This is a genomic window from Spiroplasma sp. hy2 (assembly GCF_044714365.1).
Taxonomy (GTDB): domain Bacteria; phylum Bacillota_I; class Bacilli_A; order Mycoplasmatales; family Mycoplasmataceae; genus Spiroplasma; species Spiroplasma phoeniceum.
The window spans coordinates 1-23,369 of record NZ_RXFZ02000001.1; the positions used below are offsets into that span (position 1 = coordinate 1).

A 23,369-nucleotide genomic window follows, 5' to 3' on the forward strand; every position below is an offset into this window, starting at 1 on the left:
TATTATGCAGTATGCAACAGCAACTGCCGAACAAGTTGCTTGATTACCTAATGCGGGACAAGCATTATATAATTTAACTCATCGTGTGATATGACAAAATGATTATACTTTACCAAATGGTGGTACAACTCAAACAATGGGATTAACAAGAATTCCAGTTCCGATTGATAAAAGATTTAATTTAAAATTAATGAATGAAGCTTTTGACTTGGCATTAATAGAACAAAATATTAAAAATGGTGTTATTGCTGATGCTATTTCTAGTGTTGTACAAAATAAATTTGTTAATTTAGAATGTGAATTAATTCAGGCTATTTATGATTATTGTTTAGCAGATGGTCAATATGAAGTAATTCCATTTCGTAGTTATACAGCAGAAAATGCTGATGATGCAAATAAGGCATTCTTTACATTAAATGAAACTTTGATTGAATTAACAAATCAAATTAGTAATTTATATTTTGGATTGCCCACCGATAAAATGTTTATGGTTTTAGGTCGTAGAGCCTATTTAGGATTAACACCTGCTTATTTAAAAGTAATTGGTTCACAAGCCCAATTAAAAGCAATGGTTAATGGTGAATTATATGAAAATACTGCAATGGGTATTCCTGTATCTAAAAGTTTTCATTTAGAAAAAACATATACAAAAGGACAAGTTAACCGTGATAAAGGTTATAATTTTACTAATGTAAATGGTTTAATTATTAATAAACAAGTATGAGCATATCCAATTAATATGGATACTATTCAACAAGTTTTAGATAATGATACTGCTAACCCTAAATGAATTGGTAAAGTACAATATGCAACACCAACTATTTTATATCCAAAAACATGTAAAATTATTTTAGAAAAAGCACCTACACAAGCAGAAATTAATATTGCTAAAAGTAATCTTAATAAAACATTTAGAGTTCCTGTTGATTATGTAATTCCATCATCAAATAAAATTGATATTAGTGGGATTAATAAATTAGATAAACCAACTATTCATGTTGACGATCCAACTCAAACAACAGCCGAACAATTAAAACCACAATTTAAAGCTGTCGTTTTAAAAGCAATTAAAGCCATAGATAGTTCTTTAACTGAGAATGATTATGATTACTTTATTGAAGCTAAGGGTGAAGATTGACCAATAGATATTACAAATGATAAAACTGTTGAAGTTCAAATTGAGGGTAAAAATAACGCTACTGGTCAAACAAACCCAATTGATGTAGTAATTAAAAATGCTTAATAAGATATGAACTTATTAATATTACGAGTTTTAACTTTATTAGCAGAGAACTTAGGCAATAATGTAGTAATAAATAAATTTGTTAATTTAATTAATAAAGTTAATAAATTTGCTTCATATTATGCTAATCCATTACAAAAAATTACAAATAAGATTGAAGATATTTATCAGTGGTTAAATCCTTTTACTTATTTAGATTTAATTAAAAAAGGTCATAAAAAAGAAATACAACAAATATTAAGTCAATTAGAAAAAGATAATAATATTAAAAATAGAGAACAATTTAAAAATGAAAATTATCTAAATACTAATTGACAACCTTTAAATAGTAGTTGACTTGATAGTGGTATGTTTAATATTACAAATAAGTTAACTTTAACAGGTAATTTAACTATTTTAATATATACAAAAACAGCAAAACATCCTAAGTTTTATGGACCTTATGTTTATCCTAGTGTTCCAGTTGAAATATGAAAATTATTAAGTAATGCTGTATCTAATGCAGGGACTTTATTTTGGCGTTATTGATTAAGAAAATGGTTACCTAGTCATTTAAGAAATTATATTAAAAAACGATTACCACAAGCATTAAAAGAAAAATATCCCAAAGGAACTACTAAATTAACATTACCAACAGTTCAAAAATTACAACAAATTAAAAAGTTTATTAATAATTTAAAGATTGGACATTTTAATTTTAATTTTGCTGGTGAAATTAATAATAAAAAATGATATCGTGAACGCCGAAGTGATGTTAAAAATATTAAGAATTTATATAAAACACCAGTTAAAAATAAATTTTATCAGATTAATAAATCTATTAAAGCAATTAATAAAACCAAAAGAAAGGTTAATAGTTATAAACCAAATAATTTAAAAAATAAATATCGTAATCAATTAAGGGGTGTTTTATATGGAAAATAATTTAAGTAATTTGTTATTTATAACAGTTGAAGATGTTAAAGAAAGTAAACTTTGACAACCTATTAATGATAGAAAACAATCTGCTTATAATGATAATTTAATTTATAATGCTATTTTAAAAACTAGTTTATGAATGGATAGATTATCAGGTGGGACAATTTCAGATAAAATAAATAAAAAAGAATTATTTCCATGAGTAAAAAAAGATAATACTGGTTTAATTGAATATAATAAATGATTAAGTTATATTCAATCTGCTTGTTTATTAGCAGTTATAAATTGATATTTACCAAAAGGAGTAAATGATTTAACTGGTAGTGCTTCATTTTCTCAAGGTGGTGTAGCTTATTCTCAAAATAATGACCCTGAAGCAAATGATACTATTATCAGAGATGTTAAAAATGCTTTAAAATTAGCAGGTGAAATTATTGATATTATATCTAGTAAAACAGTATCTAGACCATATAATTATAGTTTAGATAATTATGCTTATTCATTAGAAGAAGAATATAAACATATTACTAAAAAAACTTTTTATCCAACATTATTATTTTGATTAAAAGAACGATTACAAACAGATAATTCAATAAATATTACTTATCCAATTATTAATGATTTTTCTAAAATTGATTATAATGAATATATTAAATTAATAGTTCCATTTGATAATAACACGATTTATTATGAAGATAATGTCTGAAAAGCAAAACAAAGTGGTGATATTCCATCAGATGGTATTAAAGATAGTGATTTAAATAAAGATTATATTGATAAGCAAGATGGTAAATATATTGTAAAAACATCTCAAGACTTAAAAAATAATTATTACGATGCAGCTGCAATTGATAATATTTTATTAGATAAACAAGATAAATTAATAAGTGGAACAAACATTAAAACTATTAATGGTAATTCATTATTAGGGAGTGGTGATATATCTATTAGCGGGRGTAGTGATTGAGAAGTTGTTAATACTAGTGATTTTAATCCTAATGATACTCAATATATTTTACCAGTTACTTCTAACGGAATATATAAATATAAAGTTGAATTAGGATATTTAAAAGAAAACAAAACTATTTATAAAAGTTCATTAATTTTTAGTGAAAAAGGATTTGATAAAAATTATGATGTAGTAGTTGGAAATACCTTTCAATTTTCAGGGTTACCTATTTTTACAATATCTATTAGTTTAAGAAAAGGTTATCAAAATGCTGTTATTAATTTATTAAATCAAAATGGCGTTAAATATGAAATCCAAACATTAAGTATTGAAAGAAAAAGAATAAGTTAGAAAGGAGTTTTAATTAATGAAACAAGATAAAACAACTTGATTAAAGGGTGCATTACCTTGAAATTGATTTAAAAAAGATCCTATTCCAACTTATAATTGAACTCATAAAGATATTAGAGAATGAGAAAGAAAATATAAAATTCGTAGTTGAGTAGTTAGTTTTTATACATTAATATTTTTATTATTAAATTGTTGATTAGAATATGGAATGATTAATGCAATAAAAGATAATATTAATTGATATAATTATGGTCAATATTGAGGTAATGGCATAGCAATATTATTAACACCTTTATTTACGCATGGAATTCAAGGCATATTTGTTGCTAGTAGTAAACCAAAAGTAGATATGAAAATTGATATTCCACGATTAAAAATATCTAAAATGGGATTAGTATTTACAATTTTACCTTTAATTACTTTAATAATTTCTTTAATTATAATTTGAATTGATAAATCAAAATGAAAAAAAGACCATTTAAGACATTGCTTAGATTGTCGGATTAATTCGCGAGTTATTCAACCAAGATTAGCAAAACAATGAAATAATTTAGATGGCATAACAGAAGAAATATTTAAAAATATACAAAATGAAAATATTAAAAAACAAAANNNTATAACAGAAGAAAATAACAAAGAATTAAATTTAAAATAAACTATATATAGGGGTGGCTGATATTTTTGGGTGGTTATATAGTTTAATTTATAAATTATTTTGTTCTGAAAGGATAGATGGCCACTGTTTGAGTAAGGATAAGAAAGGAATTAAKAAAATGAATGAAACATTAATGATTGCTTTACTTGTTTTAGCCGGTGCTGGTGGAATGGGTAGTCTTGGTATTCTTGGATTATCTGCTAAAAAAATTAAAAAATATAAAGCAGAAATTAGAGAATTACGAACTGCGGTTATTGCCCATGAAAAGCATTTACGCGGAACTGATTACGCAACAGAATTAGCATTAAAAACAGGTCAAATTAAAAATGTTAAAAAACAAGTTAAAGTAAATGACAAAAAACAAGCACAAAAAGATGCTATTCAAAAACTAACAAATAGTATTTAAAAAAATAACCTTAATTGGTTATTTTTTATTTTTCTTTATTGTGTGTTATATAAAAGTTGATAAGATATTCTATTCGTTGAGAATAAGTCTCAAAATAAGATAATTCATTTCATATTTCTTCTTGTTCTGTATTTAAATAAATATTAACATTTCGAATTTTACAAGAATAATATTTTCCTGTTTTTTGATTATATGAATGTTTCATAATATTAACTCTCATAATTAGCAATAATAATTGCATCTCGTAAATGATTACTTATTTTTTCATTCTTATATTTTCAACCTTTACCATATTCATAAGTTAAATTAATATCTTTATCAAATTTCCATAAGCAACTATCATTATATTTACTTAAATTTTCCATATTTTTAACAACTGATTTAGTATTTTTTGGTGATACTCAATTAATAAAAAATATTTGTAAACAGATAATGCTCCTAATAATCTTAATAAATCATCTCTATCTTTACTTGCATTAGCAGATGTATATAAACAATCTTCAATATTTAATCCTTTTGGAAAAAGTTCACCTTTATTTTTTACATAATAATCTCAATATTAATTTTTTCTTCATAATAAAATATCATTAATAAATTCATATTGTTCTTTTCAATTTTTATTTATAAATTCTTGTTTATCTATTAATTTATTATTTTTATAAACAACAATAGCCGTAGTACCAGTTCCTGATGGGTCAATACCTATTTTTATCAATTGGCTCATTCTTCATCATTGTTATTATTAACCACTGGTACTACATTTGATATATCTTCTTCTTTAACTACATTATCGTTTATGGCCACTATTTCATCATTAGGTGGGGTAAAATTATTTTTATTTGATAATGGTTCATCGCTCATCTGCCCCTTATTTTTGGCGACACTACTATCATTATCAATATAAATCTTTTCATCATTAGTTGTAATAACTGCTTGGTCTGATTTATATGCTTGTTGTAATTCAACCGACATAATACCTCATTTTCTTAATAATGATGTTAATACGGTTTTAAGGGCCATTTCATCAAAACTAGCAATATAAAATGATTTATTTTTAGCATAAGTTTTAGAATATTTCATAAAATGATTTTCCATTTGTTCTTTGGTCATATATAAAGTTTTTTCAAAACTATTAACCATTTTAAAGTATGCTACATAACCTATAATTGGTAATTTTTCTCTTTCATCTTCATTTTGAATTCAATTAAAACTAGTTCCTTTTAAACGATCATAATTTACTAATTCATTTTCTTTTACATCTGATACTGACATATCCAAATATTGACCACTTCTTTGGGCTAATTGAATATAACCTTTATAACCCATTTGAAATTGGGCTTGATTAACTCATTCTTGTATTTCACGACCATTAATAATTCTTGTTATTTTAGTATTATAAGGAACAACATAAGCATAACCAAATTGTTTTTCCATTGGTAAATTTAATAATGACCCTTGGTAACAAGCAGTCATAATTGTTTTTGGATCTGCTTTTTGTAATAATTCATTACTATTTGATATTGCAATTATATTACTTTTAAATCTTGCAATTTCATTTTCATTAGAAAATTTACTTTTTATTCAATCAGTTGCCTTATCTGTTCTTAAAAATTCTACAATATTTGTCATGTTATTTTTCTCCTTTATTTATTTTAAAATTAATACCTTTAACCCCAATTAAATTAATATCATTATTACTATCTCACTGATATTTAATTTCATTTTTAACAATTTGTTCATCAATAGTTAAATAATTTTTAATAAGATTAATAAGTTCTAATTTATCGGCTTTTTGTAAAAAATCATCATTAATACCTAATATTTCAATATCTTTAATTAATAATTTTTCTTTACGAAAATTACTAGTAATAATTTTTAATTCTTGTTCTTGTTTTGCTACACTTTTAATTTCTAAAAATTGTTCTTTTTTATGAGTTTCAATAATTTCATTTTGTTTTTGAAATTGAATATTAATAACATTATTTTTTAAAGAATCATGATTATTCTTAATATTATTTTCTAAATTCAAAATATCTTTTCTAATAAAATTTAATTCATCTTTAAAAGATTTTATTAATTCTAATGGTTCTCTAAAAATATAATCAATTTTTGAAACTACTAATTTTAAATCTTTTAGTGATTGTGATTTATATTCTCCATTTATTAATCAAGCTTGTTGTCGATATATAAATTCTGCTAATTCTTGTCCATTTTCATCAATTCACTTTTTAATTGTTAATGCTTTTAAGCTTAATTCTTTAAAATTATTTCCTTTTAAATAAAACGGATAAGTAATATTTTTAACTTCATTATTTAATTTTAAATCTTCCATAATTAAATTTCCTCTAATTCCATTTCATTAATTAAATTATCAATATATTCATAAGCACTTTCTTCTGAATAACATTCATCTAATGCTAAATTAAATAAATCTTCTTCTGTATAAACATAACCATTTTCATCTTTTCACATAATTATTTATCTCCTTGTCATTTAATATTGCTATCTTCTAAATCAATAATAGTTGTTAATCAATGATTTTCATTTTCAACATTAGCAGTAATCCTCGCTTCTTCTAATGTATAAAAAAAATCTGTTTTAAAAATAGTTGTTTTATCAAACAAATTATTATATTTCATTATTAATACGTATCTTTTATTCATAATTTAATTCCTCCTAATTTTGTTTCCCTAATGCTCAATGTTCATCAGTCATATCTTCAAATGATACTGAATAACTTTTAAACATTAATTCTTGTAATTTGTTTTCTTGATTGCATTTTGAGCAATATCCTCAATATTTTTGTTTAAGACAAATTTTATTTAACTTTTTCATATTTACCTCCTAAATTATTTTTCCTATTTTTTAACTCGCTGGCACTCACTACCAAGTGAAAGTGCCAAAGCGAGAATTAGTTATATAAGTATTGTATTTATCTATTTTATTTACTACGCCATCCGCTTCGCTGTGGGTGAGCGGTGGTGGTATGTTGTTAGTTAAATAATCGACAGTTGTTTTTTGTTTTTGTAGCCAGAGAGTTTTCTCTCTCTTCACCCGCACCATTTCAGGTCAAAGCGTTCAGTTTTTAAAATAAATCTACTTGCACCTTGAAGAGCCTAATGCTGACTTTGTGGTTTTTAAACCGCTGTCACTTCTAAGAAGTAATATCTATCGCAAATTTATTTATAAAGTGACCATCTCTTTTGTTTATTGTGGTTCGATGTTGACCGCGCACTTATCACCACTATCGTTTGTTAAAGCGTCTATTATTTCCGGACTGATTACCGCTGGGCTAGACCGCCTCCTGTGGAATAAAAACACTTAGTTATTTAAAATAACCGTTCCACTCTGCATTAAGTTGTTTTATAAAATCAAAGTTTTAAAAAACCAGTTTTATAATCAAAGATAATTTTTGAATTTTCTAAACGTTTATAAAGCCACTCTTGGTTTTTATCTTTTGTATGATTTAATAAATTTTTATGTTTTTCACAAGTTCATAAAACTTTATTTGATAAAAATTCTTTGGTAATGAATGATATTGATTTATAGCAATCAATAACATCACATATTTTTTGTTGTTTATTAATTTCCATTACTTACTCCTTCTTTTATTAAGTTTTTTTATTTATTAACAAACTAATTAACTGAAACAAAGAAAAGACAACACCTTAAATTAGGAGAAAAAACAGGTACACTTTGTAAAAATTTCTAAGATATTTAATAAATGTGTAACACAACTTAAAGAAGGTAACAAAAAGTTGCGATAAAAAGTTTCTATTTTAAAAACTTAAGATGCTGTCCTTTCTTTGAATCAATTAATAATTTTGGTTTTACAACAAATAAAAAAACCATTTTAGTAAATGGTTTAATTTATTATTCGTATTCAATTTCTATGTATTTTTTAAAACCCTTCTTTTTTCCATGCGACCTTGTTGGTTGTATGTATTATTTAAGGGTTTTAATTAATATCTTAGAAATTATGGAATAATATACCACTTACTTATTTAAATTGTATTACTTTTAATTTTATTGTCAATAATATTTTAGTATTTTTTAAATTTTTCCACAACAAAAAATATATTTTTATTAAAATTACTTAATTTCTTATATAAAATTAATAAAGATATAAGTTTTGTTGTAAGTTTTTATTAAAATTATTAACTGAATAATTAATTCTATTTTCTTCTAATGGTTCATTAGTATTAAATAAATTAATTTTATTTTTAAAATTCATCATGCTGGTATTTAATTTATTTTTAAGAGTTTTTTCATGATAAGTTGCTTTTTTAACCAAAACACCTTTACAGTAATGTGATATATCACCTTCAATGTGACAACCAATATTATTTCATAGTGTTTGATTTTTGACACCTTCTTCATTATTTTTAATTAATTTAATTGTCTCTTTTAAGAATTTCATTTTTGCTTCTTTTATAAAAGTAGTACTGTTTTCTAGGCATTGTAATAATTCTTCATATTTAGCATTAAAAAAATAATCAACTGCCTTATTATATGTTTCTTTATTTTGTTTGTTTTTACTTTGGTAGGGATATAATTTTTTAAATCTACTTGTAAGATGAAATTTATCTATCGTGTAATGTACTTTATTTTTAGGAAAATATTCTTGAATAAATTTTGCAATATTTTTAATTCAAGGTGCACCATCACCTAATACCATAATTTCAATATTGTCATTAATATCATAATAACTTGTAATTAATATAAGTAATTTACTAACAAAATTAGTTAATTTACTATTTTTTCTAATATATTCTGGAATATTATCCAATTCTATAACACCCAATTTATTTTCAATTACAGGTCTTTTTTTAGTTGATTTTGCTTTATCAAAACCAGTATAAACAGTTGAAAATATACTATGTTTTTTTATTTTTTCTTTTCCTATTTTATTTTCATTTCACATTTTTAAAAAAGTTCCATCAATTTGAATATATAAAGTATGTGGAATATCTATTTTTTTATTACTTTTATTAAAGTAATATTCTTCATCAGTTTTTGCATTTTTCATAATATTAGATACTGTCATTAAACTAATTTTTACATGCTCCATAGTATCTAAAATATCTTTATATCTTTTGTTCTCAGTAATAAATGATAATATTTTTTCTTTAACAGAATTATCTATTCTTTGTCATTTTTTAATTCCTAAAAGTTTATCCAAAAGAAAAATATATTCTTCTTTACCTGTTTCTGAATTGATTTTATAAAGTTTTCTTCTTTTAAAAGTTATTTTTCCATTTAAAATAGTTAATGTTCTTGGTTTTATTTCTTTTGCTTTATAATCTTTAAATTCTTTTAAAGTTTCATCAGTTTTATAATTTTTAAAAATTCATTCATCATAATTTTCTAAATTTTGTTCAATAATTTCAATACTTTGTTTATCTAATAAAATATTAAAATTGTTAAAAAAGTTGTTATCAACATTTATCATTTTTTACCCCCTTTTCTTAATTTCAAACATTATCACAAAAATAATAAAAAATCAAAAAAAGATAGTAATTTTTATTTAATATGTTACAATATAACTGTTAATTTATTTATTAGCAAATTAATTTAACCAAGAAGGTAAAGAAATTTACCTTTTTTTATTTTAATTAAGATGTAAATAATGAAAAAAGAACTCTCCCAAGTTCTTCAATATGTTCTATTTTGTACTTATATTTAACCATATAATTTTTATGATTGCAATTTTAGTATAAAAAAGGAGTAAAAAATGAAAGAATTTAATCCAAAAACAGCAAGTTTACGAACAATTTACCGTAAAATAGAAGAATTTTGGCAAGATAAATCACCCAATAAACCATATACTTTGAATGATTTAGCCAATGAATTCAACCTTTCTAACAGATGAAGATATGAAACTTACAAGAGCGAAAAGATAGTTCCTTTACTTGAAAAACAAGTTGATAAAATTGAAAGTGAAATAATTAACTTTATGATGCGTTCACCKGATGGTGCTAAATTATATTGACAACGAGCCTTTAATTATAAATATTCACTGCAAGAAAAAGAACTTGAAAAAGAATTAAATTTAAATAATCAACAACCAATAATAGTTAATTTACAAACTGATATTAGAGATATTAAAAAAGAAAGTGATAATAATGCTTAATCATTTTACTTATTTGTTAGAAACACCTTATTGGTTATTACAAAATAGTACTGTTGGTGATAAATATCCATTTGCTAAGAAATATGAATTAGTTAATGAAATTAATCAAATTGGRACACGATATAGTGGTAAGACTATTTCAAATATTAAAATGTTTGGTGAATTATTAAAAATTAGTTTATTAATTAAACAACCAATTTGTATCATTGCTAGTATGTATTGGAGTAAAGATTTAAAAGATAGTGTATTTCAAAATATATGAAATATGTTAGATGAAAATYATATTCCTTATACTATTAATTTATCAAATTTTACTTTTACTTTATCAAATGGTAGCAAAATATATTGTAAAGGTTTACATTCACCAAGTCGGAAAGAAAAATTAAAAGCTTTTGCTGATTTAAATAAATATAAATTAGTTATTGATTGAAGAGAAGAATGTGATCAATTTCAACAAAAAGATTTAAGTGATTTAGAGTTTGCTATTCGTGGTTATCAAAATAAAATAACAATTAATACATGTAATCCTGAAAGTTTAAAAAGATATATTGTTGGTTATTGTAATGAATTATTACCTTTTAATGAAGAAATAATGCGTAGTAAATATGAACAAATAAAATATATTGAAAAATGAAATATGAAGATTATTATTCATTATTCTAGTTGAAGATTAAATTATGAATTACCACAAGATAAAGTTAATGAACAATTAAGATTAGAGCAGTTAGATATTGAAAGAGCAAGAGTTTGGAGTTGAGGTTTACCAGGCAATACTAGTGGTTCAATCTTTGCAAGATATATTGATATTATGCAAGCAACAGATATTATTCAACCTACTAAATTATTAGGTGGTGTTGACTTAGCAAACTCTACTAGTCCAAAAGGACATACAACCGCTGCTAGTTTTTGAATATATAATTCATTTGATAAAAAAGCATATAAAGTAGCAGAATATACTCATTCAAATGCTACTCAACAATTTAAAGGACCATTAGAACAAGTTAAAGATATTTTAGAGTTTTACAACAATCAATTAAACCAATATTTTAATTTAATACAACAAGGAATATCAATTAATGTTGATGATAGTGCTTATGCAACATTAGAAAGTTTAAATAGAGAAAAATATAATTATACTTTTGGTCAATACATGAAWTTTAAACCAGCACAAAAGCAGAAGTTTAAAATAAAACATCGTGTAGAAGCATTTACAATGTTAATAAATACTAATCAATTAAAATGATTATGAGAAAAATGTCCTGTAAGTAAAACCCAATATGAATTAATTCAATGAGAAGATAAACCAGATGCWAGAGAAGAACGAATGTTAGATTTATATGATGATACATTTGATAGTGATTTTTATGCTTTACACTTTGAATTAGTACCAATGGTTAAACATAATAGTTCAGCAGATTATAAATTATGACAACAAAGGGAGTGATTAACTTAATGAAAAAAGATATTTATGTAATACATGATGAGCGTGTAATAAATGCAAAAAGACCTTATATGTCTGTTTGTGGACAAGTTAAAAAAAGACTTTGTCAAGAATTAAAAAAAGATAATATCGCAATATGTAAATTAAATTTATATAACGAATATATTAAGAAATATCAAAAAGTTAAAGTATGTGTACAAGTTTTAGCAAATGAACCAAATTTATTAACAGTAAATATTATTAATTATGCACTTATTTTAAAATTAAAGGAGCAAAATAACAATGAATAATACTTTCCCTAGTTTACCAAACTTAAATGATATTAATAGTGTTTTAAAATTTTATAATTATGATTGAACTATTAATTTAGCCAATATTATTGCTCGCCATCAAATGCGATTAGTAAATGGTAAAGATATTTTATTTAAGTCTCATCGTAAAGATATTTTAGAAAAATTAAATTGATGATATGAAACTTATAAAATAAAAGAAAAATTAGATAAAAATGAATTAACAGCAAGTTTAATGGGTAAAACTATCTTTGGTTTATTAGAAACTAGTGATGGMAATATTGATTTATGAATTAACCCTTTTAACTTTACATCACGAGTAAGTAAAATAAATGAAATTGAACAAGGTGCTGATATTTGATTAAATTATCATCAAAGTGATAGTGGATTTATATTAAATTTAATTTGTACCAAAGATAAAATAGTTATTAAAGGTTGACCTAAAAATAATGAAGTAGTTGTTGGACAAAGTAAAACACAAATTAAAGATGATGTTAAACCTGTTTTAATACAAGAATTTAAAAATAAATTAGGAGTTGTACCTTTTTGAGAAATGATTAATGAACCTAATCCTTTATTTTTATCAACATCAACAACTTTAAATCCATGACCTACAATGGCAAATTGTTATAAATTACAATTTGATTTAGAAGATAGTTTTAATATTAAATCAAAAGAAAGATATGCAAATCGTACGCATTGATATGGAATACTAAGTGATGATTTAATGACTGCTTATAACAAAGGTAATAAAAAAGTATTACAAGATGTATTTGATGATATTTTTGTTCAATCAAGTTCATCAACAGTAGATGGTCAATTATCCCAATCTTTACAAGTAGTACAAGGTACACCAACCTTAGAAACATATACCGAAGACCAAAAAGCAATTATTGAACAAGTATATTTAGCATGTCATTTTTCTAGTCCTTTTGGTGATAAATCAGATAATGACCAAAATAAAACACAATCATTATTAACTAAAACAAAAGATTTAGAAAAACAAGCATATTTACAAGCATATCGTAAGCAATATTATACTAAAATGTTTGATACTGTTTTAAAATATTATGGTTTATGAGATGGTACTGGTGAAAGACCTTATGGTTTTGATTTTGTTAGTGCTAGTTTAGTAGACCAAATGCGACAAAATGAATTAATTACTGCTAGATTAGATAATGGCACAATGGAACCAATAAGAGCWATAACTGAATATGATAATATTGATGAATTAGAAGCAACTAAATATTTTGAAAAAATAGAAGAATGACAAGATAAAATGCAAGCMAAAGAAATAGAACATAATAATAAATTACTAGAATATGATGAAACTGGTAATAATCAAAATGCCTTACAAGGTAGAACAGAAATTAAGGAGAATTAAAAAATGAGTAGAATTAACCCAGGGGTTATGGAAGAATTAAGAAGACAAGCCCATGATACTTTAATAGATATTAGAGAAAACATACGAGATAATAGACATTGAATGGTATTTCCTTTTAATGTTTATAGTTCATATATACCTGATACAGAAACAGGTTGAAAACCWAATAATGCTAAACCAAGTGATTATGGTAGTTATTCACGCATATTTGATAATATGGAAAGTACTATTGCACAATGACAAGGTAGTTTAAAAATAGTACAAAAATATAAAGGTGAAGAAATTAAAATATTAACTATTAATGATTTTAGTAAACAACCTGTTAACTCAACAATATGAGCAAATAATGAAACACCTTTTGCGATAAAATTAAAAGATGAAAATAATAATGTTTATTGAAAATTAATTGATGGTGAAAACATTTATGATATTAATAGAATGCTAGAATACTTAAATCAATATAAATTAAGTTATTTTATGAATAATGATAATAAAGCAGATAACTTTTATACAAAAGAAGTTAAAGTTGGTAAATATTGAGATGCTTATATGATTGATGATAGAAGTTCAATTCAATTTGGTGAAGCTAAATTTGAACAAGTATTTACACAGCAATCAACAGAAAGACAATATACTTTATTAATTTTAGATGAAGATGCCGATAAATTAAATATTAATGATTATTATAATTTTTATACTGTATTTAATGACCGTGGTTTAAATATTGGTGGTGGTGATATTAATTCTGCACCACAAGATAGACAATGATTATATCCATCAAATGTTATTAATTATTATTCACCTTATGATGGTAGTTTTTTATGACAAGAAATTACATTTTCAAGTATTAATGACAAAATTAGTAATAGTGGTTTGGCAGTAAGACAATTTATTCAAACAAGTGCCCCAGGTGAAGGTTATTGTTTTCCTAAAATAACTTATGATGAAAAAYTAAATAAAGGAATTGTTGAATTAGATGAGATTTTATTAAAAGACCCAGGCGTTAGAGCAATGGCAGTTAAATTTTATGGTAATCCWATCTTTTTTGATATGCCTGTTATTGGTCGMCCAATTATTAAAGGTCAATTTAATAAAAAAGTAATGAATTCACGRGATTTATTAATGTATAACATGTATCCTTGTCCACCTGATAAAATWAATACTTATGCTTCACCCGAAGTAAGTTGATATAACATTCAAGGTATTCAACCAACAATGATAACTGGTTATGAAGATTGAAAAAAAGATATGGAAAGTAGATACGACTTTTGAAATCAAAAAAATAGTGAAGGTATTGTAATAACTGATAAAGCAAGTTCAACAGCAACTAATCCTACGGTTGGCACAACTATTAATGAAGAAGATAATAATTCTGAATTTTATTGATCTAAAAGTTGAAAAATAACACCACCAAATAAAGTAAAAGTAAATAGTGGTAATGTTGATAATATTATTAGTACCCAAGCTTCATCATATTTTAGAAGAAAAGATGAATTTGGTAATACAGTTGGGCAAGTTCAAATTGAATATAATAAAATGGGTAAATGTAATGTTTGAGATATTTTAAATATGAATAATTTTATTAATCGTCAAATTACAGTATTACCTTTAAACTATACTCAAAAATTAGTTTTTAACCCTTTTACGATACCAGGCGGAGTTGGTAAATTCTTAAACTTTATTTCATTTGGTATTCCATGAGGATGAGTAATTAATCAAGATGAAAAAACTTGACCTAATTTTCAATGACTTAATGGTTTTATGAGTGCTAATATTTATAGTTTTTATAATGATGCATTTTGGTCTGAAAAATCAAAAGGTAAAGGTTATTTACCATTTGAAATATTTAGAGAACAAGGAAACGATAAAGTTGGTGCTATWTTTGGAGCAAATGCTACTAGTTTAGGTTTTACAACTTTATTAACTGATAAATTAAAAAGTACTGTATTAACTAAAGATGGTAAACCAACAAAAGAATTAGTTTATTCAACTTATAATTTAAAACAATTAAATCCTAAAACTAATAGAGTTTATTTAATTAATGAAAAAACCAAAGCAATAGATGCTCAAACACCAGTTAGTGATAGTGAAAAAGATAATGATTGCGAATTCTTACAGACACCAAACGGAACAAATTGTAGTTATATAATTGATATGTTTTCAATTCAAGCATTATATAAAGGTAATTTTGAAATTATCTTTTATGCTGATAACCCATATACAAATAATGAAGAAGATTATTTACGATTATCAGTATGAAGTTTCAGAGGTAAAACAAAAAGTACATTAAATAATTACTTACGCGATATGACAACTAATTATAAAACTAGTTTTCTATTACCACATGACTATGAAATACCAACATTTAATTACCCACTATATGTTCTGCCACCAGTACCATATAACTATAAGCCTTATACAAAGGATATTATTCTTGCTAATGCAAAATTGCCTATTAATTTTAATTTTACAGTACAACCTCAGTGTAAATCTACATTAAGTAGTTGGCTTGATTTATTTGATAATACAGCAGAATATAAAGGTTATTATGAGGTAGAAATTGATTTAAAACAAATTGACCCAACTATTCAAAGTATCAGTAAATTCCAAGATGCTTATAAAACAATTGAAATAAGTAATCTTAATAATTTTTATATTATCAATAAGGCTAATAAAATAGCCAATTACGGTTATAGTGATATAGAATTATTTGTAGGAAGAGGTCAATGTAATCTTAGTGTTGGGAAAATATCTGATTTTAATTTTGTCCATGCAGGAAGCGAGCAAGAAACAAATGCTAATTTTCCTCAAAATAAAATTATTAAAACAAATGAAATTTCAACAGAAATTAAAACATTTGTTATAAGTAAAGCAGATAAATTATGACCTGTTTCTTTTTCACAATATAAAACTAAATATAAAGACCAAATAATATCATTTTTAATGCAAATATCAGGTACAAATTTAAAACCCATTAATAATGTTCAAAATGTATATTTACAAGCATATTATACTAATGATGTAAAATTAAAAATTAGATTTACAAAAGTTATATGACCAAGGTTTATGGGGGCTGTGGGTTATCCTAATTGAGGACATAATGTTAATTTAACTTTTTCAAATGTTGTTGATAAATTAAATTTTACTAATAAAAGTAATAATACAGTTAAGATTATAATCAAACCAAATTAAAAAAGTGCTAATTGCACTTTTATTTATCAATTATTTTACTATTTGTACTATTTATATTGGGTATAAATGGTGTTTTTGTTTCATCTGACCATAAATAAACTTTTCAATCAGGTTCTAGCATTAATTTACTTAAATCTGATGTATTTTTATCAATAATACGCCCTTTTCAACTATTGTTAGGACTTAAAACATTATTGAAAATTAATAAATATGTTTTTTTATCATAATCTTTAATAAAAAAATCTTGTCTTACAGTTATTGATTTTCATTCTTTATAGTCACTATTTTTTTCTGTATATTTTTTATTACAAGCAACTAAACTTGTTGTACTTGTTCCAAATAAAGTGATTGTTCCTAAAAGACTTAATATTTTTTTCATATTTAATTCCTTTCTATTTTTGATAAAGTTTATTTAATTTAATTAAAAATGGAAATAAATTATTAATTATTTCCCTTTTTAATTTATTATTATGTATTAGCTATATCACAAATTGCTGAAACTGTTCCTGAAATTGCTGAAACTAATGTTCCAACAACAGGAATTCATCCTGTAGTAGCTGAAATAAGAGCCCCAGTTTTAGTACAGGTTTCTAAATTTTTATTACCTTCTAAGTCGGTTTTTATATTATCTATTTTTTGATTTAATTGACTAATTTGTTGTTTTAAATCATCAATATCTTTTTGTAATCCTTGAACAGTTTTATACAATTCATTTATTTTAAATTTATTATCAATTGTTTCTAAAATATGATTTAAAGATAATAATTTATTTTTAAGTTCACTTAAATGATTTCCTTTTCAAGTTCTTTTTAAAGCTTGACCACGTTCATCATTACCATATTTAGGTAAATCTTGCATTTTTTGACGATTAATTTCATTTTTTCATTCATTAAAATTTGAATTTCAATTTTGAATTAAATTTTCTTGTCTAAGTATTTTTGCCAAGTCTTCTTCTAAAAATTTTTTAGACATAAAAATTATTTTTTTTTGAAATCCCGCAGGATAGATATTACTATTATCTTTAACTTTAATTTTTGCTGAAAATTCTTTACTTAAAAAAGTAAAAAGTGTTTTTTCAGTAACTTCAAATTGTAAAATATCTATTTTGGGAAACATTTCTTTAATTTTATTTAATATAAAATAGTTACTATCATCTTCTGTTAAATATAAATTAATAATATTTGAATCACTTAAATCACAATTATTTCATTCATAATTAAAATCTTCTGTTATTTTTAAATATTTATTTGAAATATATTCTTCATCATCTCTTATATTTATTGAATAGACTTTATAATTATCATTAGCATCTCAACTTGAAAAAATATTATGTGATTCTAGCTCTCCATTAATTCTTATTCGTTGTTTTTTTGTGCTTTTTTGTCAAGTATCATTTATTTTATTCCAATTTTTAAAAACTGCTCTACCAATAAAATTGATGTCACTATAGTTTTTATTATTTTGAATTCTGTCATCAATAATATTATTTTCTTGTTTATCAAAAATATTATTAAATTTAATACCGAAGTCTTCAATTTTAATATTTTTATTATTATCATATAAACAAATAATTTCTTCCCAAAAATTAGGGGTAAAAGAAGCGAAAAATTGTTTGCCCCCCGCGAACCACTCTTTAATATCTAATTCATTTATATTTTTTTTATAATTATTTTTAATATAACGATCTCTTTCTTTTTTTCTTTCAGCTTCATTAATATTCTCAAGATTATTAATAAATGATGATCATGCTCTTTTATTTCTTTTTAAATTTTCTAAATTATTTGTTTGTAAATTAATATTACTATTTTTTATAGTTTCTTCTTTTTGATAAGGACTAGCGGCAATTGTTGTTGGAACAGCAGTTCCACTAATTGTTAATACGCTTAATAAACTAAGTAATTTTTTCATACTTGTTTTTCTCCTTTTCTTAATCTTGAAACTTTTTATCAAGATTTACCTTCATTATATATATATATATATATATATACAAGCAAAATTATGAATTATTTACAAAATTTTATCTTGGTAAAATAGTGCTTATTACTTGTTTTAAGGCCTAAATTAACAACAAAATACATTAAGTTTAGTATTTGTTTATAAAAAGTATTGTATTTATAAACTATAGGTATATAATTGATTTAAGTTTTAATCTTTTTGTATCAAAAAAGAGTTTATGCTGACTTGTTAATCGGACAAGAATAAAAAAAGAGAGGTTTATAAAATGGCAATTGCAAAAGAACAATTAATCGAACAAGGTTTAAGTGAAGAGATTGCAGAAAATATCTTAAATCAGTTTAATAATGAAGCCAAACAAATTAGAGAAAGTGTGCAAAAACGCGAAGATGTTATATCAAAAGAAGACTTTATTAAATTATCTAATGAATTAGATGAATTAAAAGCTTTTAAAGATGTTCCATCTACTAAAATTGAAGATATTAAAACTAATTTAGATAAAGTTAGTGGTAGTTCTTTAACTGAAAAAATGCAAACTTTAAAAGAATTAAAACCTGATTTGTTTGTTGAAGAACAACAGTCAGTTTCACCAACTAATTTTATTAAAGATATGATTGAAAAATCGGTTGAAAATAAAAATGATGAAATTGAAAGTATTAAAGAAAAAGGAGCATATACTCCTGAGGAAATTAAAAAATTAACTGATTATACACTTAAAAACCTTAGATAATAAGGAGTGAATATTATGGCAACAATTAATTTGCCACAAGTACCTTTTACATTAGAAGGTAATACAACAAACCAAAAAGCGTATGTTGATATGGTTAATGCTTTATTGCGTGGACCTTTATTCAATGAATATGCAAGTATTATGCAGTATGCAACAGCAACTGCCGAACAAGTTGCTTGATTACCTAATGCRGGACAAGCATTATATAATTTAACTCATCGTGTGGTATGACAAGATGATTATTCATTACCAAATGGTGGKACAACTCAAACAATGGGATTAACAAGAATTCCAGTTCCTATTGATAAGAGATTTAATTTAAAATTAATGAATGAGGCTTTTGACTTGGCATTAATAGAACAAAATATTAAAAATGGTGTTATTGCTGATGCTATTTCTAGTGTTGTACAAAATAAATTTGTTAATTTAGAATGTGAATTAATTCAGGCTATTTATGATTATTGTTTAGCAGATGGTCAATATGAAGTAATTCCATTTCGTAGTTATACAGCAGAAAATGCTGATGATGCAAATAAGGCATTCTTTACATTAAATGAAACTTTGATTGAATTAACAAATCAAATTAGTAATTTATATTTTGGATTGCCAACAGATAAAATGTTTATGGTTTTAGGTCGTAGAGCCTATTTAGGATTAACACCTGCGTATTTAAAAGTAATTGGTTCACAAGCCCAATTAAAAGCAATGGTTAATGGTGAATTATATGAAAATACAGCAATGGGTATTCCTGTATCTAAAAGTTTTCATTTAGAAAAAACATATACAAAAGGACAAGTTAACCGTGATAAAGGTTATAATTTTACTAATGTAAATGGTTTAATTATTAATAAACAAGTATGAGCATATCCAATTAATATGGATACTATTCAACAAGTTTTAGATAATGATACTGCTAACCCTAAATGAATTGGTAAAGTACAATATGCAACACCAACAATTTTATATCCAAAAACATGTAAAATTATTTTAGAAAAAGCGCCAACCCAAGATGAAATTAATACTGCTAAAAGTAATCTTAATAAAACATTTAGAGTTCCTGTTGATTATGTAATTCCATCATCAAATAAAATTGATATTAGTGGAATTAATAAATTAGATAAACCAACTATTCACGTTACAGACCCAACACAAACAACAGCAGAACAATTAAAACCACAATTTAAAGATGTTGTTTTAAAATCAGTAAAAGCGGTAAATAATTCTTTAACAGAAAATGATTATGATTACTTTATTGAAAGTAAAGGTGAAGATTGACCAATTGATATTACAAACAATAAAACTGTTGAAGTTCAAATTGAGGGTAAAAACAAYGCTACTGGTCAAACAAATCCAATTGATGTAGTAATTAAAAATTCTTAATAAACAATGAATTTATTAATATTACGAGTTTTAACTTTATTAGTATCTAATTTAGAAAATAAACCTTTAATAAGTAAATTTGTAAATTTAATTAATAGAGTTAATCAAGTTCAAAATAAAGTATTAAAACCAATTAATTATATTACTGATAAATATAATAAAATTACAAGTAAAGTTGAAGATATTTATCAGTGATTAAATCCATTTACTTATTTAGATTTAATTAAAAAAGGTCATAAAAAAGAAATACAACAAATATTAAGTCAATTAGAAAAAGATAATAATATTAAAAATAGAGAACAATTTAAAAATGAAAATTATCTAAATACTAATTGACAACCTTTAAATAGTAGTTGACTTGATAGTGGTATGTTTAATATTACAAATAAGTTAACTTTAACAGGTAATTTAACTATTTTAATATATACAAAAACAGCAAAACATCCTAAGTTTTATGGACCTTATGTTTATCCTAGTGTTCCAGTTGAAATATGAAAATTATTAAGTAATGCTGTATCTAATGCAGGAACTTTATTTTGAAGATATTGATTAAGAAAATGGTTACCATCTCATTTAAGAAATTATATTAAAAAACGATTACCAAGAGAATTAAAAGAAAAATATCCCAAAGGAACTACTAAATTAACATTACCAACAGTTCAAAAATTACAACAAATTAAAAAGTTTATTAATAATTTAAAGATTGGACATTTTAATTTTAATTTTGCTGGTGAAATTAATAATAAAAAATGATATCGTGAACGCCGAAGTGATGTTAAAAATATTAAGAATTTATATAAAACACCAGTTAAAAATAAATTTTATCAGATTAATAAATCTATTAAAGCAATTAATAAAACCAAAAGAAAGGTTAATAGTTATAAACCAAATAATTTAAAAAATAAATATCGTAATCAATTAAGGGGTGTTTTATATGGAAAATAATTTAAGTAATTTGTTATTTATAACAGTTGAAGATGTTAAAGAAAGTAAACTTTGACAACCTATTAATGATCGTAAACAATCTGCTTATAATGATAATTTAATTTATAATGCTATTTTAAAAACTAGTTTATGAATGGATAGATTATCAGGTGGAACAATATCTGATAAAATTAATAAAAAAGATTTATTTCCTTGAATTAAAAAAGATAATACTGGTTTAATTGAATATGATAAATGATTAAGTTATATTCAATCTGCTTGTTTATTAGCAGTTATGAATTGATATTTACCAAAAGGAGTTAATGACTTAACAGGTAGTGCTTCATTTTCACAAGGTGGAGTTGCTTACTCACAAACTAATGATCCTGAGGCAAATGAAAATATTACTCGTGATGTAAAAAATGCTTTAAAATTAGCAGGTGAAATTATTGATATTATATCTAGTAAAACAGTATCTAGACCATATAATTATAGTTTAGATAATTATGCTCATCCATGAGAAGAAGAATATAAACATATTAATAAAAAAACTTTTTATCCAACATTATTATTTTGATTAAAAGAACGATTACAAACAGATAATTCAATAAATATTACTTATCCAATTATTAATGATTTTTCTAAAATTGATTATAATGAATATATTAAATTAATAGTTCCATTTGATAATAACACGATTTATTATGAAGATAATGTCTGAAAAGCAAAACAAAGTGGTGATATTCCATCAGATGGTATTAAAGATAGTGATTTAAATAAAGATTATATTGATAAGCAAGATGGTAAATATATTGTAAAAACATCTCAAGACTTAAAAAATAATTATTACGATGCAGCTGCAATTGATAATATTTTATTAGATAAACAAGATAAATTAATAAGTGGAACAAACATTAAAACTATTAATGGTAATTCATTATTAGGGAGTGGTGATATATCTATTAGCGGGAGTAGTGATTGAGAATTAGTTAATACTAGTGATTTTAAACCTAATGATACTCAATATATTTTGCCAGTTACTCCTAATGGAATATATAAATATAAAGTTGAATTAGGATATTTAAAAGAAAACAAAACTATTTATAAAAGTTCATTAATTTTTAGTGAAAAAGGATTTGATAAAAATTATGATGTAGTAGTTGGAAATACCTTTCAATTTTCAGGGTTACCTATTTTTACAATATCTATTAGTTTAAGAAAAGGTTATCAAAATGCTGTTATTAATTTATTAAATCAAAATGGCGTTAAATATGAAATCCAAACATTAAGTATTGAAAGAAAAAGAATAAGTTAGAAAGGAGTTTTAATTAATGAAACAAGATAAAACAACTTGATTAAAGGGTGCATTACCTTGAAATTGATTTAAAAAAGATCCTATTCCAACTTATAATTGAACTYA

The 23,369-nt window shown here is 23.8% G+C and carries 26 protein-coding genes; 13 read left to right on the plus strand and 13 right to left on the minus strand.

Annotation, left to right across the window (positions count from 1 at the left end; all coding sequences use genetic code 4):
• The 4 genes from EHV01_RS00005 to EHV01_RS00020 all read left to right on the plus strand — a co-directional run.
• Nucleotides 1-1,243, plus strand: a 1,243-nt coding sequence (locus EHV01_RS00005) for a hypothetical protein (RefSeq protein ID WP_422065648.1), incomplete at its 5' end; no start/stop codon positions are given.
• 6 nt (nucleotides 1,244-1,249) lie between these two features.
• A complete protein-coding gene (locus EHV01_RS00010; RefSeq protein WP_422065649.1) occupies nucleotides 1,250-2,167 on the plus strand; it encodes a hypothetical protein in 918 nt (305 codons plus the stop codon).
• On the plus strand, nucleotides 2,157-3,461 hold the full coding sequence (locus EHV01_RS00015) for a hypothetical protein (RefSeq protein WP_422065650.1): 1,305 nt from the start codon (nucleotides 2,157-2,159) through the stop codon (nucleotides 3,459-3,461). The genes EHV01_RS00010 and EHV01_RS00015 overlap by 11 nt, the downstream gene beginning before the upstream one ends.
• A gap of 773 nt (nucleotides 3,462-4,234) precedes the next feature.
• Nucleotides 4,235-4,522 (plus strand): hypothetical protein, encoded by a 288-nt coding sequence (locus EHV01_RS00020; protein WP_422065651.1) that lies wholly within the window; start codon nucleotides 4,235-4,237, stop codon nucleotides 4,520-4,522.
• A 25-nt stretch (nucleotides 4,523-4,547) separates the two neighbouring features.
• On the opposite strand, the gene EHV01_RS00025 is transcribed toward EHV01_RS00020, so the two are convergent.
• The 11 genes from EHV01_RS00025 to EHV01_RS00075 form a co-directional block, all read right to left on the minus strand.
• Nucleotides 4,548-4,727 (minus strand): hypothetical protein, encoded by a 180-nt coding sequence (locus EHV01_RS00025; RefSeq protein ID WP_422065652.1) that lies wholly within the window; start codon nucleotides 4,725-4,727, stop codon nucleotides 4,548-4,550.
• A 4-nt stretch (nucleotides 4,728-4,731) separates the two neighbouring features.
• Nucleotides 4,732-4,887 carry a hypothetical protein gene (locus tag EHV01_RS00030; RefSeq protein WP_422065653.1) on the minus strand — a complete coding sequence of 52 codons (156 nt, stop codon included), beginning with the start codon at nucleotides 4,885-4,887 and terminating at the stop codon, nucleotides 4,732-4,734.
• 194 nt (nucleotides 4,888-5,081) lie between these two features.
• Nucleotides 5,082-5,246 (minus strand): hypothetical protein, encoded by a 165-nt coding sequence (locus tag EHV01_RS00035; RefSeq protein WP_422065654.1) that lies wholly within the window; start codon nucleotides 5,244-5,246, stop codon nucleotides 5,082-5,084.
• Nucleotides 5,231-6,151, minus strand: a complete 921-nt coding sequence (locus EHV01_RS00040) for a recombinase RecT (protein ID WP_422065655.1) — start codon at nucleotides 6,149-6,151, stop codon at nucleotides 5,231-5,233. Before EHV01_RS00040 ends, EHV01_RS00035 begins: the two co-directional genes overlap by 16 nt.
• Nucleotide 6,152: 1 nt before the next feature.
• Nucleotides 6,153-6,854 carry a hypothetical protein gene (locus tag EHV01_RS00045; protein WP_422065656.1) on the minus strand — a complete coding sequence of 234 codons (702 nt, stop codon included), beginning with the start codon at nucleotides 6,852-6,854 and terminating at the stop codon, nucleotides 6,153-6,155.
• 2 nt (nucleotides 6,855-6,856) lie between these two features.
• Nucleotides 6,857-6,994 carry a hypothetical protein gene (locus tag EHV01_RS00050; RefSeq protein ID WP_157944213.1) on the minus strand — a complete coding sequence of 46 codons (138 nt, stop codon included), beginning with the start codon at nucleotides 6,992-6,994 and terminating at the stop codon, nucleotides 6,857-6,859.
• A 2-nt stretch (nucleotides 6,995-6,996) separates the two neighbouring features.
• Nucleotides 6,997-7,185 (minus strand): hypothetical protein, encoded by a 189-nt coding sequence (locus EHV01_RS00055; RefSeq protein WP_133165036.1) that lies wholly within the window; start codon nucleotides 7,183-7,185, stop codon nucleotides 6,997-6,999.
• A gap of 13 nt (nucleotides 7,186-7,198) precedes the next feature.
• Nucleotides 7,199-7,357 (minus strand): hypothetical protein, encoded by a 159-nt coding sequence (locus EHV01_RS00060; RefSeq protein ID WP_422065657.1) that lies wholly within the window; start codon nucleotides 7,355-7,357, stop codon nucleotides 7,199-7,201.
• Nucleotides 7,358-7,405: 48 nt separating this feature from the next.
• Entirely contained in the window at nucleotides 7,406-7,585 is a 180-nt protein-coding gene (locus EHV01_RS00065) for a hypothetical protein (RefSeq protein ID WP_422065658.1), read from the minus strand.
• 290 nt (nucleotides 7,586-7,875) lie between these two features.
• The gene (locus tag EHV01_RS00070; RefSeq protein ID WP_422065659.1) at nucleotides 7,876-8,115 is read right to left on the minus strand and encodes a hypothetical protein; all 240 of its coding nucleotides are present in this window, start codon (nucleotides 8,113-8,115) and stop codon (nucleotides 7,876-7,878) included.
• 521 nt (nucleotides 8,116-8,636) lie between these two features.
• Nucleotides 8,637-9,974, minus strand: coding sequence for an Mbov_0401 family ICE element transposase-like protein (locus EHV01_RS00075; RefSeq protein WP_422065660.1), 1,338 nt, complete (start codon nucleotides 9,972-9,974; stop codon nucleotides 8,637-8,639).
• Between the two features lie 282 nt (nucleotides 9,975-10,256).
• On the opposite strand from EHV01_RS00075, the gene EHV01_RS00080 reads away from it, so the two are divergent.
• The 5 genes from EHV01_RS00080 to EHV01_RS00100 are packed head-to-tail and all read left to right on the plus strand — an operon-like array spanning nucleotide 10,257 to nucleotide 16,962.
• The gene (locus tag EHV01_RS00080; protein ID WP_422065661.1) at nucleotides 10,257-10,655 is read left to right on the plus strand and encodes a hypothetical protein; all 399 of its coding nucleotides are present in this window, start codon (nucleotides 10,257-10,259) and stop codon (nucleotides 10,653-10,655) included.
• On the plus strand, nucleotides 10,648-12,108 hold the full coding sequence (locus EHV01_RS00085) for a PBSX family phage terminase large subunit (RefSeq protein WP_422065662.1): 1,461 nt from the start codon (nucleotides 10,648-10,650) through the stop codon (nucleotides 12,106-12,108). The genes EHV01_RS00080 and EHV01_RS00085 overlap by 8 nt, the downstream gene beginning before the upstream one ends.
• The gene (locus EHV01_RS00090) at nucleotides 12,108-12,386 is read left to right on the plus strand and encodes a hypothetical protein (RefSeq protein WP_353487204.1); all 279 of its coding nucleotides are present in this window, start codon (nucleotides 12,108-12,110) and stop codon (nucleotides 12,384-12,386) included. The genes EHV01_RS00085 and EHV01_RS00090 overlap by 1 nt, the downstream gene beginning before the upstream one ends.
• On the plus strand, nucleotides 12,379-13,770 hold the full coding sequence (locus EHV01_RS00095; RefSeq protein ID WP_422065663.1) for a hypothetical protein: 1,392 nt from the start codon (nucleotides 12,379-12,381) through the stop codon (nucleotides 13,768-13,770). Before EHV01_RS00090 ends, EHV01_RS00095 begins: the two co-directional genes overlap by 8 nt.
• 3 nt (nucleotides 13,771-13,773) lie before the next feature.
• Nucleotides 13,774-16,962, plus strand: coding sequence for a hypothetical protein (locus tag EHV01_RS00100; protein WP_422065664.1), 3,189 nt, complete (start codon nucleotides 13,774-13,776; stop codon nucleotides 16,960-16,962).
• Nucleotides 16,963-16,981: 19 nt separating this feature from the next.
• On the opposite strand, the gene EHV01_RS00105 is transcribed toward EHV01_RS00100, so the two are convergent.
• Nucleotides 16,982-17,341 (minus strand): lipoprotein, encoded by a 360-nt coding sequence (locus EHV01_RS00105; RefSeq protein ID WP_422065665.1) that lies wholly within the window; start codon nucleotides 17,339-17,341, stop codon nucleotides 16,982-16,984.
• Nucleotides 17,342-17,430: 89 nt separating this feature from the next.
• The gene (locus tag EHV01_RS00110) at nucleotides 17,431-18,870 is read right to left on the minus strand and encodes a hypothetical protein (RefSeq protein WP_422065666.1); all 1,440 of its coding nucleotides are present in this window, start codon (nucleotides 18,868-18,870) and stop codon (nucleotides 17,431-17,433) included.
• A 313-nt stretch (nucleotides 18,871-19,183) separates the two neighbouring features.
• Here EHV01_RS00110 and EHV01_RS00115 point away from each other — a divergent pair, with 313 nt between their 5' ends.
• From EHV01_RS00115 to EHV01_RS00130, 4 genes are read left to right on the plus strand one after another with little or no spacing between them, the layout of a single operon-like run.
• Nucleotides 19,184-19,645 (plus strand): hypothetical protein, encoded by a 462-nt coding sequence (locus tag EHV01_RS00115; RefSeq protein ID WP_422065667.1) that lies wholly within the window; start codon nucleotides 19,184-19,186, stop codon nucleotides 19,643-19,645.
• Between the two features lie 15 nt (nucleotides 19,646-19,660).
• Nucleotides 19,661-21,025 (plus strand): hypothetical protein, encoded by a 1,365-nt coding sequence (locus EHV01_RS00120; RefSeq protein ID WP_422065668.1) that lies wholly within the window; start codon nucleotides 19,661-19,663, stop codon nucleotides 21,023-21,025.
• 6 nt (nucleotides 21,026-21,031) lie between these two features.
• Nucleotides 21,032-21,970, plus strand: coding sequence for a hypothetical protein (locus EHV01_RS00125; RefSeq protein ID WP_422065669.1), 939 nt, complete (start codon nucleotides 21,032-21,034; stop codon nucleotides 21,968-21,970).
• Nucleotides 21,960-23,264 carry a hypothetical protein gene (locus EHV01_RS00130; protein WP_422065670.1) on the plus strand — a complete coding sequence of 435 codons (1,305 nt, stop codon included), beginning with the start codon at nucleotides 21,960-21,962 and terminating at the stop codon, nucleotides 23,262-23,264. Before EHV01_RS00125 ends, EHV01_RS00130 begins: the two co-directional genes overlap by 11 nt.
• Nucleotides 23,265-23,369 lie beyond the last annotated feature (105 nt).